This window comes from Paraburkholderia sp. A1RI-2L, assembly GCF_048957375.1.
GTDB lineage: Bacteria > Pseudomonadota > Gammaproteobacteria > Burkholderiales > Burkholderiaceae > Paraburkholderia.
In genome coordinates, this window is the sequence record NZ_JARBTA010000002.1 from 1139530 (window position 1) to 1155727 (window position 16198).

The window sequence follows — 16198 nt, forward strand, 5'->3', positions numbered from 1 at the left end:
GGGCGTGCGAGGGCGTGTGAGGACGCGCCGCCGCCCTCGTCGCGCGCTCAGTTCTTGATGCCGTTGAGCAGCTTCGCAACCCCGCCGTGCAGGTGCAGCACCTCGGGGCTCTTTTGCAGGAGCGCCTGATAGCGCTCGAAAAACTCCACCGATTCCTCGCCTGCGAAGAGCCCAGCCACGCCTTCGGCGGCGCCCACGCGGTCTTCAGACTTGGCGTCCTTGGCGTCGAGCGTTTCGTCGACGTTCGCAATCACCGTCGAGAGCGGCATCAGCCAGCGGAACTCCGGCCCGTTGATCAACACTTGCAGGAAGGCCGCCGGCGGCGTCGGCCCGAACTCGCGTTCATATACGGCGCGCTCGTGGTCGAGGATCGCCTTGTGCAGCGTGAGGAGCGGCTTGCGGATCTCGGAGAGGAACTGGATTGCGCGGGCTTCGTCCATCGTGGCGGCTCCTGGAGTGGGTTCGACATCGCGCGGCGCGCAAGGCGCGCGCCCATGGCGACGATGGTAGCGCAACAGGGCAGCGCGCGTGGCACCGATGCGGTGTGATCGAAGCCAGGCGGGCGGGCGCGCCCGGGAGCGCGGCGCTACACTCGGCCGGTTCCCGCACGGCCGCGATCGCGCCCTGGATCGATCGACGGCAATCGGCCATTCCCGCATCGGAGGCGCACGCCATGTCGACCGTAGCCAGCAAATTCACCCGCAACGCCAGCACGCCATCCGGCGACGCGCATGTCGCGCTGCCCATCGTGCCGCTGCGCCGGGAGGACCTGCCCATCGACACGGTCGAGCTTGCGCGCTTCATGGTCGGCAAGTATCTCGTTCGCGACTCCGGCGAGGGGCGCATCGCGGGCCGCCTCGTCGAAGTGGAAGCCTACCCGCTCGGCGATTCGACGAGCCACGCCTTCATTGGGCGGCGCGCCTGGAACGCGTCGATGTTCCTTGCGCGCGGGCATGCGTATATCCGGCTCACTTACGGCAGTGCCTACATGCTCAACATGTCGAGCGAAGCCGAGGAGGTGGGCGCGGGCGTGCTGTTTCGCGCCGTGGAGCCGCTCGAAGGACTGGCGGCGATGACGCACCGCCGCCGCGGCGCGCCGCTGCGCGACCTCGCGCGCGGACCCGGGCGGCTTACGCAGGCTTATGGCGTCGGCCAGTCGTTCGACGGCTTCGATCTTTGCAGCGGGCAAGGGCTGTGGATCGGGCGGCTGGACGCGACGATGCAAAACGGAGCGGAGCAAGCGCTGGAGAGCGCCACGGGCGTGACGACGCGCATCGGCTTGTCGCGCGAAACCCAACGGCTACTGCGCTTTTACGAGGTGGGCAACCCGTTTGTCAGCGGTCCGCGCAAGCTGCTGGGGGAGGGCGTTTGAAGCCGATTCATGTGCATATTGCATTGTTGCCCGGTACGGAATTGTATTTTAGAGAAATAGGTATTTGCCCTTATCTCTTGTCTTAATAAACTTGAAATCGTTGGCTCGCGGCAAGGCGCTGCCGGCCGGCGCAGAACAAGCTATGGAGGTAAGTGATCGTGAAGACCCGTACTCTGATTCAAGCCGCGGTTGTCGCCGCCCTCGTTGCCGCTCCGGCGCTGTCGTTCGCGCAGGATTCGAGCAGCGCCCCCAAGTCCCGCGCCGAAGTGCGCCAGGAACTGATCCAGATCGAGCAGGCCGGCTATAACCCGGCGACGGCTAACGACTCGATGTATCCGCAAGACATCCAGGCCGCCGAAGCGCGCGCGTCGCAACAACAGGGCATGGCCCAGGCGCAATTGCCGGTAGCCGACACCAGCTACGGCGGCGCGCCGATGGGCACGATGCAGTCGGGCCAGCCCGCGCCGCGCGTGGCGCCGTCGCCGGCCCAGTCGACCTATTTCGGTAACTGATTCAGGCGCTCAGACGCCGCGCGCAGGCCGGCCAGACGGGTGGCGCCCGCCTGGCCGGCTCGCTTGCCGGTTTGCAAGCGAGCGCCGATTTTTTCATGCGTGTAACCTCCGCCGCCGCAAGGCGGCTTCGCCCAACCCGCTCGGGATTGGGCGTTTTTTGCTGGCTGCCGCATGCGGGTATTTCGACGGGAGCGGGCCGTCACGCGCCCGCGCCGCCCGTGATGTAGTGCTCCAGTTGCGAGATTGTGAACTGCTGCTCGGCGATGATTTCCTTCACGAGGTCGCCGATCGACACCATGCCCACGAGCTTGCCCTCGGCCATGACAGGAAGGTGGCGCATGCGCCGCTCGGTCATGAGCGCCATGCAGTCGTAGGTGGTCTGGTCGAGCTGAACGAAGCGCACGTGCGGACTCATGATGTCGCGCACAGGGGTCGTTTTGGACGAGCGGTCCATCAGCACGATCTTGCGCGCATAGTCGCGCTCGGTCACGATGCCGACGATCGCGTCGCCGTCGGTGACCACCAGTGCGCCGATCTGCTTTTCGGCCATCAGGCGGATGGCGTTGAACACGGAATCGCTGGCGGCAATCGTATGGACCACCTGTTCCGGCTTGGATTTGAGTACTTGGGCAACGCTCGTCATAGGGCGACTCCTGTTCGTCCTTCGTGTGGTTCGGACATTGCGTGGTGTGGCGCGAGCGGGGTATGCGCTGCCCGCGACCGTTCAGTGAGCCATGATGCAGTAAGCCATGAAAGCCATACCAGTATAGGCCGATGGGCTGGCGCGTGGCACCAGGATATGCGTCCGATTATGGGGCCGATGACACACAGCGAGGGGGCGGGCGGGGCGGATCGGGACAAATGGCGGTACACTCCGGTTCCAAACTTCAATCCGGCCATGGGCCGGTTTATGCCAGCGATTTGTACCAGATCATGTCTACGCCCCACGAGCCGTCCTGCGCGGATGGTGATAACGCCAACGAATGCGTCGTGCTTGACGCGGTCGCCACGCTGCCTACCCGTTACGGCACGTTCGAATCTTATGTTTATCGGGTCAAGGACGGCGGTGCCGAGCACGTTGCGCTCGTAATGGGCGACGTGGGCGGCGGCGAGCCCGTGCTCGCGCGCCTGCACTCCGAATGCCTGACCGGCGATGTGTTCGGCTCGTACCGATGCGACTGCGGCGAGCAGCTTGACCTCGCGCTGCGCTATATCGCGGCCGAGGGGCGCGGCGTGCTGCTGTATTTGCGCGGCCATGAAGGCCGGGGTATCGGCCTGTCGAACAAGATCCGCGCTTATCAACTGCAGCAGCAGGGCCGCGACACCGTCGAGGCGAATCTCGACCTCGGCCTGCCCGATGATGCGCGCGAATACGATTCGGCAGCGGCAATCCTGCGCCTGCTGAGGGTTACGTCAGTGCGGCTGATGAGCAATAACCCCAAAAAGTTCGACACGCTTTCGAAGCACGGCATTCCCGTGATCGAGCGCGTTGCGCTGGCGATCCCGATGCGCGAGGAAAACGAACGCTATATCCGCACCAAGCAGATCAAGTTCGGGCATTACTTCGAAGAGAATGAGTAGGAAAAATTCAGCAGTGTCCGGGGAGGTCCGGGGTGATTCGATAAGTACTGTAACGGCATGAATTAAAAGAAAAATTTTCGATTTCATTGCCCTTGGATTGGTGCATCGACGCTTATCTCCGTGCGCCTAAACTCGCCGGGTTGGCGTAGGTTTTTTGGCGTTGAACAAAAAACCTACGCCAACTATCCTTCTCTCAGGAAAACCTACGCCGAGAGAAGAATGCACTTCGATGCGCGTGTCGCGGCCAAGCTGCCGAGCGGCGAACACATGACGTTTGAGCAATTCCCGGGATTGCGCCTCCAGGCTTCGGCAAGCCGCAAGTCATGGACGTATCGCTACAAGTCGCCAATCGACGGTCGCATGCGACAGGTCAAGCTCGGAGAATGGCCGGCTATGGCATTTCCTGCAGCGATCGCTGCCTGGGAAACGAACCGCGTCGAGCGCGATTCGGGAGCAGAATTATCCGCAATGCGTCGAAAGCGGAAAAAAGCTGGCACTCGTCCGTCGCCAACGGACTACACCGTCAATCAGCTGTGTCGCGACTACCTGGCAGGGCACGTAGAAGTAAATCGCAAGGCTAAGGGGGCAGTCGAAGTCGCGCGCATATTCAAGGCGATGCTGGGGCCAATTGCAGATTTGCCCGCCGCCAATATCACACGCGCTCAGGCATTCGATTTCCTCGACTCATATCGGTCGACGCCAGTGCTCGCGGGACGCCTGCGTATGGAGCTAGGTTGTGCATGGCATTACGCGCTCGATGCTGGCCGTCTTCCGGAAAACACTGCGAATTGGTGGAGAGATGTATTAAGAGGGCGCTTGAAGAGCAAGGGGCGCAAGATCGAGGGGAAATATACGGGAACACAGAAGCGGGTGCTCTCCGCAGACGAGCTTGGCATATTGATCCGTTGGTTGCCGAACTTCAGTTTGACCGTTGCCGATGCGTTGACACTTTACCTTTGGACCGGTACGAGGGGCAGTGAAATCGTGGCCATGGAGAGCACGGAGATCTCGGAGGAAGCAGACGGCTTTTGGTGGACTGTCCCGAAACAAAAGACTAAGGGGCTCAACAACGAGAGAGCAACGGACTTGCGCGTACCACTTATAGGTCGCGCCGAAGTCGTCGTGCGACGACGCCTCGATCAGGCTAAGGGAACATCTCTGTTTTCATCAGCGCGAGGAACGCCGATGGACCAGACCGTGGTTCAGCACGGGGTCTACTATCATCAGCCGTATTGCAAGATCACTCCGAAGCATGACCGGCCGCGTTTGCCCGTCACGCATTGGTCAGCCCACGACCTTAGACGAACGACCCGGACGTTGCTTGCAACGCTGGGATGCCCCAATGATATTGCCGAGGCGGTGCTGGGTCATGTACAGCCTGGAATAGTTGGTATCTACAACCGCCATACCTATGACAAGGAGCGCCGCGAATGGCTCACCCAGCTGTCGCATCTCTTGGAGTCGATCGCAGTTAAGTATCCCACAACGAAGTAGACCCGCATGCAGATCATTGTGGTCAGCGTTCGACGGTGGGGAAGATCGCTACGGTTGCTCGATCACGCCTCGAACTTGCGGGCAGACATTTGACGAGTTGACTTGGAACCTTTCGGGATTAGGGGAGAGCGTTCGTGAATGGCGCCTGTTTCAGCCAGCAGACCCCACGAAGGGTTATCGATTGGCGAATCTAGCGATAGTGCAACGACCAAGGCGCGAGATTTCATTCATCCGCCGACATGCCGCACGGCTAGGATCACGCGTACTTGAAACAAAAAAGATCCACGCCAAGAAGCAGGCCCGCAGGTAGTTTCCGCTCAGTCTCCTGTATCGGTGGACTGCAGTAGAACTACCGGGACATCCATCGCGCTACTGATGAACTGCCAGGCGAAATTTTATTCTCACAAATGCGTTTGCCATGACCTGATATGACCAATTAAATTCGGATTTGCGTGGTTGTCGGCGTGAAGATAGTGCTTTCCATTCCTTATCGATTGTCGGTCGCTCGCGTTGACGACTCCCTGCGCGAATAAAAAATTAGCGGCAACAGACAAAAGGTGAAATCGTGATGAAGATCTACTTCTCTCTGAAAGAAGTGGCAGAGGCACTCTCGCTATCAGAGACGACGGTACAAAAGCTTGTCCGAGAGAAAACTTTCCCTGAACCGCGACTACTGTCTGGTCGCAGGGTGGGATGGCTTACGCATGAAGTTCAAAAGTGGGCTGACGCCCGTCCGGTTGCAGACCTGCTGCCACCGGAAAATACGGGTGCGAAGAGGCGGCAAGTCCGCGAAGACAAACGCGAGCGCCCCGAGATCTAACTTCGTCATGTTACGACTGATATGGATTGCGTGGCTTGGGAAGCTAACCATGCTGTCGCCAGGAATACATCGCTGCGGTGCCTGATTTGAGCGGCCCGAATTGATGGATTCGGCTGAGACGCTCGGCCATCAGCCCATCAAGTGCCCGACGGAGTAGCCGACCTCAACTTTTGGTGGCAGCACAGCGGAGCGCGGACGGCTAGTGCCGCCTTGCATTTCCGCGCATTGGCTCACCAGCTGAATGTGCAAAAAGGTTCATACCCTAATTTATATGGGCGCTTGCAATTTACATTCCCGTCTATTCGTCTACAGATTGACGCTGCAGTGGCAGAATGATCGTTGGGCCGGCGCAATGTAAAAGAGACTGACGAGGAGGGCGCATGGTATTTGATCGCCAACAGCTAGAAACCTTCGCCGTTGTCGTAGAACTGGGTCATTTCGGGCGTGCGGCTAGTGCTTTGAACATCACTCGCGGCGCCGTTTCTCAACGTATAAATGCACTGGAAGCTTCGCTGGGGACGCCGCTGCTAGTGCGAGAAGGAGCAGTGCCGACACCTCCGGGCGAGGCTCTCCTCCGACACATCCAGGTGCTCCGAACGTTGGAGGCGGAGACATTTAAACAGATCAAGCCTGAAGCAAACGAACGTACGCGAGTGGCAATCGCGGTCAATGCTGACTCCCTCGCGACGTGGTTCGAGAGCGTTGCCTGCGACATTGCGAAAGACGAGTTCGTGCTGGAGTTCATCGTCGATGATCAAGACCACACGCTTCCCATACTGGCTCGTGGGGAAGCTATGGGCGGCGTGTCGACGGAAAACGCAGCGCCGATCGGATTTGTTGCAGAACACATCGGGGCGATGGAATACGAATGCGTCGCCAGTCCATCGTTTGCACAAGCGCACTTTGCCCACGGCCTTACTTTGCACAGCATCCTGGCCGTGCCCGCTGTTCTCTTCAATCGCAAAGATGGTTTGCACGGGCAATTTCTGGAGCGCTTGCTTGGATTTCCTGTGAGCGGTTATTCAACGCACTATTTTCCGTCGCCCGGCGCTTTACTGGCTGCGATCCAGGCAGGAGTCGGTTACGGTCTCGTACCGTGTCTGCAGGCGAGACCGTTGACGGAATCCGGAGCTCTGGTTGCCTTGGCTCCGAACCACAAAATTTCCGTTGCGTTGTATTGGCATCATTGGACGACGGCGCCAGCGAATGCGCGAACAGTTAGCGAAAAGGTGATGTATCACGCTCGCCGCTGTTTGGTGCAACCGACTCCTGCGATGCCCAGCGCGTGAGATGTACGGCCGTCACAGAGTGCCCCTGTGCTCGCAGCTCTTCCGGGCCGCGGTTTCCACGATGCCACGTCCCAGTGCAGTAGTGAACCGCCGCTGCAAATCCCAAGGCGATCGGAATCGCAAGACACAGTGCCGACGTTTCTGGCAGGGCAACCATACCCGTCCACCGCAGCAAATAGCAGGATAGGGCAACTGCGGATCCCGCCGCCATTGAAGCGTTTGCGGTCGTATCGGACACCCGTACCCGAAGTAATTGGAACACCAGTATCGGACTGATTGCCGCGAGGTAGACCATGCTCAGTTCAATCATCGTATCGACAAGACTCTGACCTCTCGACGCGACGAGAGCGCTCGGTCCGACCGTTAGCAGGCGCGCCCAGACGGAGCCTCGAATGAAGCTCGGCCCGACAGCAGCGAATGCATCGATCATCGCGCGCAAGATCGCGCATCCAGCTCCGAGGGGCAGGTTGAGGCCGCCGTGCGTGCCGCAACCGATGGCCGTGGCATTGACGTCGCCATCGAAAGCGTCGGGCTGCCCGACCTTTACGAGCAGGCCTTCACACTGATCCGGCCGGGCGGCCGCGTGATTGCGTTTGGGCTTGCCAAACCAGGTCATACGTTCAGGATTGCTGCGCTCGATTTCGTGCTGCGCGAGCAGGGGGTGCAAGGAACCGTCGCGGGAATGGGTGACGACATGCACGAGGCGGCCACCCTGCTTGGCTACCGGCGCGTGGACGTTGCACCTTTTCTCACAACGATCTATCGGCTCGACGACGTGCAGGCGGCGTTCAAACGCCTGGCGGAGGACAGGAGCGTCCTGAAGATTCGGCTGCAGGTCGCGTGAGCGGCTGCAGCGGATCTGTGTAGCCCGAAACGGCCAGCATCAGCCGAACGGCGTATCGCGTAACAGAGGCACTCCATGAATGCTCTGGAAGTGAAGGGAATCAGCAAGACCTACCCGGGCGTGCGGGCCCTGGATCGTATCGAGTTCTCATGCAGCCGCGGATCGGTCCATGCACTGGTTGGTGAGAACGGGGCGGGCAAATCCACCTTGATCAAGATCCTGAGCGGCGCTACCGCGCCTGACGAAGGCGAACTGTTGCTCGATGGCGACCCGTACTCGCCGGGCTCGCCAAGCGAGGCGGTGACGGCCGGAGTTTCGACGATATTCAGGAGTTCAACCTGATCCCGGCCTTGAGCGTCACAGAAAACATTTTTCTGGGTCGCGAGCGGATCACCCGCGGGCTGCTCGATGGTGTGTCGATGCGCAGGGAGGCACAGGCACTGCTCGCGCGCATCGGTGCGCCGATCGACGTGCGCCGGCGTGTCGGTACGCTGTCGGTTGCGGAGCAGCAGCTCGTCGAGATCGCAAAGGCACTGGCCGTTTCGGCGCGGGTGCTGATCATGGACGAGCCGTCCGCCACGCCGTCGGATCACGAGCTGACGCTGCTCTACAACGTCGTTCGCACGCTTTCGCGCGATGGCGTCACGATTCTCTACGTGTCGCACCGCATGGATGAAATCTTCGATCTTTGCGATACCTGCACGATCATGAAAGACGGGCGATCGGTATGCACGCGCAAGGTGGCCGAGCTCGATCGTGCGTCCATGATCCGGTTGATGGTCGGTCGTGAGGTCGATACGCGCTTCCCCGACCGGCGCGACGTTGGCGGGAAAACCGGCATCGTGCTCGACGTGAAGGGGCTGCGGCTCGATCAGCGTGTACAGGACGTCTCGTTCAATGTTCGCGCGGGCGAGATTGTGGGCCTTGCAGGGCTTGTCGGCGCGGGGCGTACGGAGGTGGCCCGCGCGATCTTCGGGCTGGATCCCATCGTGGCGGGCGAGATATCCCTTGCCGGACGCACGCATCGGCCCGCCACACCAGCACAGGCAATCGAGGCGGGTATCGCGCTCGTACCGGAAGACCGCAAGACGCAGGGACTCGTGCCCGGCCTCAGCATCCGCGAGAACGCAATACTGCCCACGCTCACCGGAATTTGCCGTTTCGGCTTCGTCGACCGCCGTCAGGAACGGGACCGGGTGGCGTCCGTGTGCCAGCAACTGGCCGTTTCGGCATCGAGCGCTGAGGTGCCCGTTGGCACGTTGTCCGGCGGCAATCAGCAAAAGGTTGTGTTCGGCAAGTGGATGGCGCACGACTACACGCTGCTGATCCTCGACGAACCGACCCGTGGCGTCGACGTTGGCGCGAAGGTCGAGTTCTACCGGCTGATTGACGAGATTGCCCGCGCAGGCAAGGCGGTACTGCTGATTTCTTCGGAACTGCCGGAACTCCTCGGCATGGTCGACCGTATCGTCGCGCTGCGTGACGGGGTGGTCACCGGAGAAATTTCCGCGCACGACGCGACGGAAGAATCGGTCCTTCAGATGATAGCGAGATAATTCATGGCATTCGCAAAATCCCTTTCAGGTGCGCAGACAGACGGTCGCTTTTCAGGTGGTGCGTGGCGGCGCATTGAACTCATCCAGCGCTTCGGCATTTTCACCATCTTCCTGATCCTGTGTGTGATTGCAGGCGTCTCGTCTCCATATTTTCTCACCGCGGAAAACCTGTTGAATGTCGTGCGCCAGGTGTCCGTCGTCGGCGTGACATCGCTGGGCATGACGTTCGTAATCCTGACGGCAGGCATTGATCTGTCGGTAGGCTCCATTCTCGCGCTGACGACGCTTGCAGTCGCGGGCCTCAAGCCATACGGTCCATTCGTGTCGCTGGCAGGCGGAATGACGGTCGCGCTCGTGTGTGGATGGCTGAACGGGATCATTACTACACGGGGGCGTGTCCAGCCGTTCATTGTCACGCTTGGGATGATGACCGCGCTGGTTGGCATGGGCCTCGCCTATTCCGGCGCAGAACCGGTTATTGGCGTGCCGCGGGCGCTTGCATGGATAGGGCGCGGCCGCCTCGCTGGCGTGCCGGTGCAGGCGCTGCTTTTCATCGTCATGGCGGTTGCGTCGGCGGTGATCCTGCGGATGACGCGTTATGGCCGGCATGTCTATGCGGTGGGCGGTAACGCCGAAGCGGCGCGTCTCTCCGGCGTGCCGGTCGACAGGGTCTGCGTGATCGCCTATTGCCTGTCGGGTCTCTTCGCCGGCCTGGGTGGTCTCGTGATGTCCACGCAGCTCAATATCGGGGAAGCGAATCTTGGCAAGGGGCTCGAACTGGATGCGATTGCCGCGGTAGTGGTCGGTGGCACCAGTCTTTCGGGCGGGGTCGGCGGCATAGGCGGAACGATTGTCGGCGTCCTTCTGATTGGAGTGCTTAACAATCTGCTGAACCTGCTGAACATCCCGGCGTACACGCAGCTGATCGTCAAGGGCGCAATCATCGTGGGCGCGGTGCTGATTCATGCGCAACTCAGTCGTTCAAAAGGCCGCTGACGCGGACAAAAATCAAGGAGACACTTATGTTCAGGTTGAAACTCGTGCACGCCGCCGCGGTGGCGCTCATGCTCGGCAGCGCCGCGAGCGCATTCGCAGTCGAGACGATTGGCCTCTCGCAGGAAAGTCTCGATCATCCGCGGCTCGCCACGCAGCGCAAGCAGATTGAGGACGCGGCGAGCAAGGCTGGCATACGGGTGCTGGCAACCGATGGCCAGGGCAATGTGGCGACGCAGATCGCAGGGATTGAGGATCTCGAATCCAAAGGGATCAAGCTTCTGATGGTACAGGCGGGCAAGGCGGAAGGGTTGCGTCAGGAGCTTGCCTCGCTGAAGGAACAGCGGATTCCCTACATGTTCGTGGGCAAGCCGATCGACAACGCCGGGGCGATCACGATGGTGTCCGGAGATAACCGTGCGCTTGGTGCGGACGCAGGGCGCTTCATTGTCGACACGCTGATGCAGAAGAATGGCAAACCGTCCGGCAACATCGTGATCCTGGAAGGTATTCCGGGTGACGAGACCTCAGTGAACCGGATCGGCGGGCTGACCTCGGTGACCGACAGGTACTCGGGCATCAAGGTAGTGGCGCGACAGCCCGGCGATTATCGACGTCCGAAGGCGTATGCAGTGATGCAGAACATCCTGCAGGCACATCCACCGGGTACGGTAGATCTGGTGTTCGCGGCGAACGGCGAGATGGCGCTGGGGGCTATCCAGGCAATCAAGGAAAGCGGTCGCACGAAGGAGATCAAGGTGCTGGGGATCGATGGCCAGAAGGAAGAGTTCGATGCCATTCGGGCTGGCGACGAATTGGCGACCTGGTTGTATCCCCCCGCTGGTACGGAAGGCATGGAAATCGCGCTCAAGGTCCTGAAGGAGGAGAAGGTACCTCCAAAGGTAGTGTTGCCGACAGTGCGCGTCACGAAGAACAACGTCAATCAGGTCACGCCCGCATTCTGATCGCTCACGGCGCTCGGGGCGTTCGTTTCGCGGAGAGACGAACCGTCGTCGGTAGATGTGATACGGGACTGAAGGCCGTACACGTCTGAGGATCCGTGACAGAACGGCTGTGAGGTGCACTCGATGGGGCGGCGAGTGCATCCAAAGCCGTTCATGAGAACCGCCGTCGCGGCGGCAGCGGGCAGGATGAAATATATACAGGGGCGGCTGGTGGATCGATCAAGTTACGGATGGCGCATTTGCGCGCTGCTTTTTTTTTCGCAACGACAATCAACTATCTCGACAGACAGGTTCTCGGCTTGCTGAAGCCGGACCTCGCGGAGCAATTCAACTGGACGGAAACCGACTATAGCTACATGGTGGCCGTATTCGCCGCGGATCTGGTGCGAATAGGTAGCGCATCCGCGATATCTCTTATAAATATGCATACCTTATCGATTGAAGAGGACTGCATTCCAGACGGACGGAACGGTAATTTTCTCGAGTGCGAGAGCGGAGAGGTCGAACTGCCCCTTGCGAATGCGATGCATCAACTCGATAGCTGAAATCGTGGTCGCGGCATTTCTGAATCGCTTGAAGCCGAGCATCACATTCGTTCTGGACTTGATGTTTCGATGGTCCTGTTCGATCACATTATTGAGGTACTTCGAAGAGCGCACCTTCGTGCCCCCGGGAAGCAGGCCATCAATTTTTATCTCACGCACGGCCCGGTGCGAGGCGGCATACCCATCAAGCGTGACCGTCTCGGGCGGCCGGCCCTGATGCCTGATCGCCTTGCTGAGAAACGCCTTTGCCGAAGCCACATCGCGCTTTGCCCTGAGCATGAAGTCTACCGTCTGGCCGCCCCGATCCACCGCCCGATATAGATAAACCCATTTGCCCCGGATCTTCAGGTACGTCTCGTCAACCCGCCACGACCGTCCAGCAGACGTGGAAAAATGGTTCCAGCGCTTGACGAACTCTGGTGTATAGCGATGCACCCAACGCAGGATCGTCGTGTGCGCAAGCGACAACCCCCGCTCAGCCATCATCTCGACGAGATCGCGCAGGCTGAGTTTGTAGCGCAGATACCAGCGCACACAAAGAATGATCACGTCGCGGTCGAAGTGACGGCCCGCGAACAGCCCATCCATATTCTTCAATTTGCTCATCGCGGGCCCTCAATTTGATCAGCCCGCCACTCTAACTGATTCGTTGATCGCTGTTTGCACCACGGCCGCGTAGAGACGGTCCATCGCGGCGCGAATTTTACGTAAATTTAATTGTCGACGTTTTTGTCGTTATATTTGTTATCCTAAATAAGAGGATGGAGTGGCAAAGTTCGCTTTGAGAGTGACGGACGCGGCGATTGGATCCCACGATGTCACGACCTGCAACATTGAAATCAGGCGAGGCGCCCGTGGCACGCCGCGTTCTGTACGTCAAGCAGGACATAACACATTATAAGAGCGCAGCAGATGGGGCGCGCTAGCCAGCTCGGCATCGTCAGGAGTGCGCTCTGTGAAAAGATCCACAAGGACAACCTGCTCGAAGCGTTCAGTCAAATGAGGGGCGCGCAACGTTCAGTTGAATGAACGCGTTACGTGGCTCAGGCAGCTCGCCGATAGCCGGTCATGCACTGATGATCGGATCGGGGCGGATAGACTTGCCACAATCCGTCCTCGTGCCGAAAGACAGCGACCACAAGCAAGTTACCGGGCCGTATGGCCCGGACAGTGACGCAGCGGACGCGCCCGCCGTTCGCGAGGCTCGTGCGCGTGATATGGATCGTTCTCGCACAGCGCATCCGAACCGCTTATGGATCTGCATTCTCAGTGACGTTCTGGCTGCATTCATTTCTGTCTCGGTGCAGAGAAGCACATGTTACGGAGGGGGCATGCGTTACCTGCCCCCTCTGCTTCAGCCGCCGGTCAATCCGCAGCTCGTTCCGGCACCGGTAGCTGCACCCATTCCTTATAGAAAGCCTCGATGTCTGGCTCGAAGTCGTGGATCACCGGATACCACGGGGTGGGCGCCTCGACATCATGCATGGTGCCGCACGCCGGGCAGTAGTACTCGCGATAGACCTGCCACTGCGTGTCCGGGGCCATCAGCTTCGGATAGACCTCGGTCATCGCCTCTTCCGTGTCGCGCACGTAGATCGCGGCATGCAGCTTCCAGTTCTCGCGGTAGTCGCAGAACTCGTGGCCGCAGTCGCACTTGACCAACCACTTCTTGCTCCTGGCCGATTGCACGATATGGAGGTGAGGGCCAAGCGGGAGCACGATGCGGTCGGCGAACGTGACCTTGGCCTGCAAGGCTGCCAGATACTGCTCGAACCGGCTCTCGTCCTTCGGCATCGAGAGCATGCGGAACGTGGTTTCCCAGTCCAGGGAGCCTTCGACGAGGTGCGCGACCTGTTCATTGGTGTAGGCTGACATTTCTCTACTCCTCTATGGGGTGATTACTCTTCGACCTGGACGACGGTGGTGACGTCGGGCAACAGGGAGAGATCCATGCGGTGCTTCGCGCCGTAGGACGGCACGCCCAGTTCTTCCTCGAGCAACTGCCAGTCCGCGGGCAGGCTCCAGAACTGCTTGAACTCCCGCGTGAACTTCTCCGACAGGGCGAAGCTGGTGGCGAACATGTGCTGCACCTGGACGGACGCGTGCTTGTTGAGGATGCGTTCGCGCTCTTCCTTCATCCATTCGCGCGTCGGCAGGGCCCGGGCCAGGCGCTCCTTGCGGACCTCGGCGCGGCGGCTTTCGGTCCCGGCGACATCCACTGTGAACACGCCCTTGCTATCCTGGGCGAAGACGGCGCCATAGACCTTCTGCGCGTATTCCGGCAGCAGGAACTTCTGGTTGAGGTCCGCTTCGATGGCCTTCGGGTCACGGTCAAGCGGGTCGCCAAAACCGGGGCCGCCCCGCAGGTAGTTCAGGTAGAGGTCATGATTCGAATAGCAGTCCTCGGTCGTGATGCACTGCTTGTCGCGCTTGACTTCGGCGGTGGCGTCGATGTGGCGCTCGAAGTCGGGGTTCGTTGGGTCGATGTCGCCGCCAAGAGGTAACGAGTCGCCGATGGCGATGCGCTGCTCGAGGCCCGTCTTGTGTGCCTCGAAGCGATAGCCTGTGGCGGAGGGATAGCCCCCCATCATGCCCCAGTCGCTGTTCATGAAGCCATTGCCCATGAAGAACATGGTCCAGTCCTGAGCGTTCCACACCATGCGCAGCGTCTCGAAGCCGCAGCCGCCGCGGTACTTGCCGTAGCCGCCGGAGTTGGCCTTGACGTTGCGGCCGAGGTAGAGCAGCGGTTCGGCCATCTCCCAGATCTCGATGTCGCCCATGTCGCCTTCGGGGTTCCAGATGGCCGCGGCGTGGTTGAGGCCATCTTTGACGGCGCAGGCGCCGGTGCCGCAGGAGCTGGCCTCGAAGCTGTTGACCGCGTGGATCTCGCCCTCCTGGTTGATGCCCCCGCCTTGAAGCCAGTTGGAGGTGTTGGCGTTGCCGGCATTGACTTCCTCCAGATAGCCGCGGCTGAAGTAGGACTGGGAGAGGCCGCGCCACAGGGCCGCCCAGCCCGAGACGAGGAAGTGCCAGGCGTAGGCGTGGCCGGTGCGACGATCATCCGGATTGCACCACGTGCCCTTTGGGAGGCGGAACTCGGTGGCGAAGTAGGCGCCGTCGTTGATGCGCTGGGTCGGCACCAGGGTCTGGCACATCATCACCCAGATCCCGGAAGTAAATGCCACCTGGTGGGCATTGAAGGTGTGCCAGCCCCAGCGGCTTGCGCCCTCGAAGTCGAGGCGCCACTTGCCATCTGCCTTGATGGTCATCTCCACCGGCGAATGCATGATGGAGTCGAGCTTGGCGAAGGCATTGGAGACCTGCACATCCTCGTGCTTGTACGGTACGTCGACGAAGGAGACCTTGCGGTACTTGCCGGGCAGGGTCATGGCCTTGATACGGCTCTGCAGCCCTCTGCGGCCTTCTTCGATGACCTCATAGGTGAACTTGTCGTAGGCTTCGATGCCATCGGCACGGATGACCTCTTCGACGAGGTCGCGGATCATGTGGCAACCGGCGATGCGGGTGCGCTCGTCGAGAATCCAGTACTTTGGTGTGCGAACCGAACGCTGGGACTCATGGAGCCAGTCGCGGAAGGGCGTGTCGTTGGCGCCGGTCTTGCGGCAGGTGATCATGTAGCCGTCGCCGAAGCGCTGGGTCTGGCCCGTGGACATGGAGCCCGGCGTCACCGAGCCGGTGTCGATGACGTGCGTGACGCCGCCGACCCAGCCGATCAGCTTGCCGTCCCAGAAGATCGGCACGATGGTGGCGATGTCGCAGGGGTGGACGTTGCCGATGGAGCAGTCGTTGTTGGTGAACATGTCACCGGGGTTGATGCCGGGGTTGGCTTCCCAGTTATTCTCGATCATGTACTTGATCGCTGCACCCATGGTGCCGACGTGGATGATGATGCCGGTCGAGGTCAGCACGCAGTCACCCACGGCGTTGTAGAGCGTGAAGCAGAGTTCGCCTTCCTGCTCGACGATGGGACTGGCGGCGATCTTCTTTGCGGTTTCGCGGGCATGCACCAGGCCACCGCGCAGCTTGGAGAACAGCTTTTCATAGCCGATCGGGTCGCGGTCCCGGAACTCCAGCTTGGTGAGGCCGTTGTAGTGGCCGGAAGCCTGCGTGCGCTCGATGATCGCGTCGCGGCACTCCTTGAGGGTCTCTCCGCTCTTCAGCAGGTTACCGAGGCCCACTTCCTTGTTGCTCATGATGTTCATGACG

General features: G+C 60.5%; 15 protein-coding genes and 2 pseudogenes. 12 read left to right on the forward strand and 5 right to left on the reverse strand.

Annotated features, from left to right (window positions below; translation table 11 throughout):
- Window positions 1-47 precede the first annotated feature (47 nt).
- The gene (locus tag PWP93_RS19935; RefSeq protein ID WP_421026547.1) at window positions 48-440 is read right to left on the reverse strand and encodes a hypothetical protein; all 393 of its coding nucleotides are present in this window, start codon (window positions 438-440) and stop codon (window positions 48-50) included.
- A gap of 233 nt (window positions 441-673) precedes the next feature.
- Here PWP93_RS19935 and PWP93_RS19940 point away from each other — a divergent pair, with 233 nt between their 5' ends.
- Together PWP93_RS19940 and PWP93_RS19945 are read left to right on the forward strand one after the other, a co-directional pair.
- The gene (locus PWP93_RS19940; RefSeq protein ID WP_421045646.1) at window positions 674-1372 is read left to right on the forward strand and encodes a DNA-3-methyladenine glycosylase; all 699 of its coding nucleotides are present in this window, start codon (window positions 674-676) and stop codon (window positions 1370-1372) included.
- 158 nt (window positions 1373-1530) lie between these two features.
- On the forward strand, window positions 1531-1884 hold the full coding sequence (locus PWP93_RS19945; protein WP_421045647.1) for a DUF4148 domain-containing protein: 354 nt from the start codon (window positions 1531-1533) through the stop codon (window positions 1882-1884).
- Between the two features lie 199 nt (window positions 1885-2083).
- Here PWP93_RS19945 and PWP93_RS19950 read toward each other — a convergent pair whose 3' ends face one another.
- On the reverse strand, window positions 2084-2527 hold the full coding sequence (locus PWP93_RS19950; RefSeq protein ID WP_421045648.1) for a CBS domain-containing protein: 444 nt from the start codon (window positions 2525-2527) through the stop codon (window positions 2084-2086).
- 290 nt (window positions 2528-2817) lie between these two features.
- Here PWP93_RS19950 and ribA point away from each other — a divergent pair, with 290 nt between their 5' ends.
- The 10 genes and pseudogenes from ribA to PWP93_RS20000 form a co-directional block, all read left to right on the forward strand.
- Window positions 2818-3465 (forward strand): GTP cyclohydrolase II, encoded by a 648-nt coding sequence (gene ribA / locus PWP93_RS19955; RefSeq protein ID WP_421045649.1) that lies wholly within the window; start codon window positions 2818-2820, stop codon window positions 3463-3465.
- 219 nt (window positions 3466-3684) lie between these two features.
- The gene (locus PWP93_RS19960) at window positions 3685-4959 is read left to right on the forward strand and encodes a tyrosine-type recombinase/integrase (protein WP_421045650.1); all 1275 of its coding nucleotides are present in this window, start codon (window positions 3685-3687) and stop codon (window positions 4957-4959) included.
- A 568-nt stretch (window positions 4960-5527) separates the two neighbouring features.
- The gene (locus PWP93_RS19965) at window positions 5528-5779 is read left to right on the forward strand and encodes a helix-turn-helix transcriptional regulator (protein WP_421045651.1); all 252 of its coding nucleotides are present in this window, start codon (window positions 5528-5530) and stop codon (window positions 5777-5779) included.
- A gap of 380 nt (window positions 5780-6159) precedes the next feature.
- Window positions 6160-7068: an HTH-type transcriptional regulator ArgP gene (locus PWP93_RS19970; protein ID WP_421045652.1), complete on the forward strand. Its 909-nt coding sequence runs from the start codon at window positions 6160-6162 to the stop codon at window positions 7066-7068.
- A 421-nt stretch (window positions 7069-7489) separates the two neighbouring features.
- Window positions 7490-7912 carry a zinc-binding dehydrogenase gene (locus PWP93_RS19975; protein ID WP_421046127.1) on the forward strand — a complete coding sequence of 141 codons (423 nt, stop codon included), beginning with the start codon at window positions 7490-7492 and terminating at the stop codon, window positions 7910-7912.
- A gap of 75 nt (window positions 7913-7987) precedes the next feature.
- Window positions 7988-8427: pseudogene (locus PWP93_RS19980) on the forward strand (ATP-binding cassette domain-containing protein); the annotation flags it as partial.
- Between the two features lie 261 nt (window positions 8428-8688).
- Entirely contained in the window at window positions 8689-9468 is a 780-nt protein-coding gene (locus PWP93_RS19985) for an ATP-binding cassette domain-containing protein (RefSeq protein WP_421046128.1), read from the forward strand.
- Between the two features lie 3 nt (window positions 9469-9471).
- Entirely contained in the window at window positions 9472-10464 is a 993-nt protein-coding gene (locus PWP93_RS19990; protein ID WP_421045653.1) for an ABC transporter permease, read from the forward strand.
- Window positions 10465-10508: 44 nt separating this feature from the next.
- A complete protein-coding gene (locus PWP93_RS19995; protein ID WP_421045654.1) occupies window positions 10509-11426 on the forward strand; it encodes a substrate-binding domain-containing protein in 918 nt (305 codons plus the stop codon).
- A 186-nt stretch (window positions 11427-11612) separates the two neighbouring features.
- A pseudogene (locus PWP93_RS20000) lies at window positions 11613-11803 on the forward strand (MFS transporter); the annotation flags it as partial.
- A 54-nt stretch (window positions 11804-11857) separates the two neighbouring features.
- Here PWP93_RS20000 and PWP93_RS20005 read toward each other — a convergent pair.
- The 3 genes from PWP93_RS20005 to PWP93_RS20015 all read right to left on the reverse strand — a co-directional run bounded on the left by PWP93_RS20005 (window position 11858) and on the right by PWP93_RS20015 (window position 16194).
- Window positions 11858-12577, reverse strand: coding sequence for an IS6 family transposase (locus tag PWP93_RS20005; protein ID WP_421045655.1), 720 nt, complete (start codon window positions 12575-12577; stop codon window positions 11858-11860).
- 759 nt (window positions 12578-13336) lie between these two features.
- On the reverse strand, window positions 13337-13846 hold the full coding sequence (locus PWP93_RS20010) for an acetone carboxylase subunit gamma (protein WP_421045656.1): 510 nt from the start codon (window positions 13844-13846) through the stop codon (window positions 13337-13339).
- A 23-nt stretch (window positions 13847-13869) separates the two neighbouring features.
- Entirely contained in the window at window positions 13870-16194 is a 2325-nt protein-coding gene (locus PWP93_RS20015; RefSeq protein ID WP_421045657.1) for a hydantoinase B/oxoprolinase family protein, read from the reverse strand.
- Between the last annotated feature and the right edge of the window lie 4 nt (window positions 16195-16198).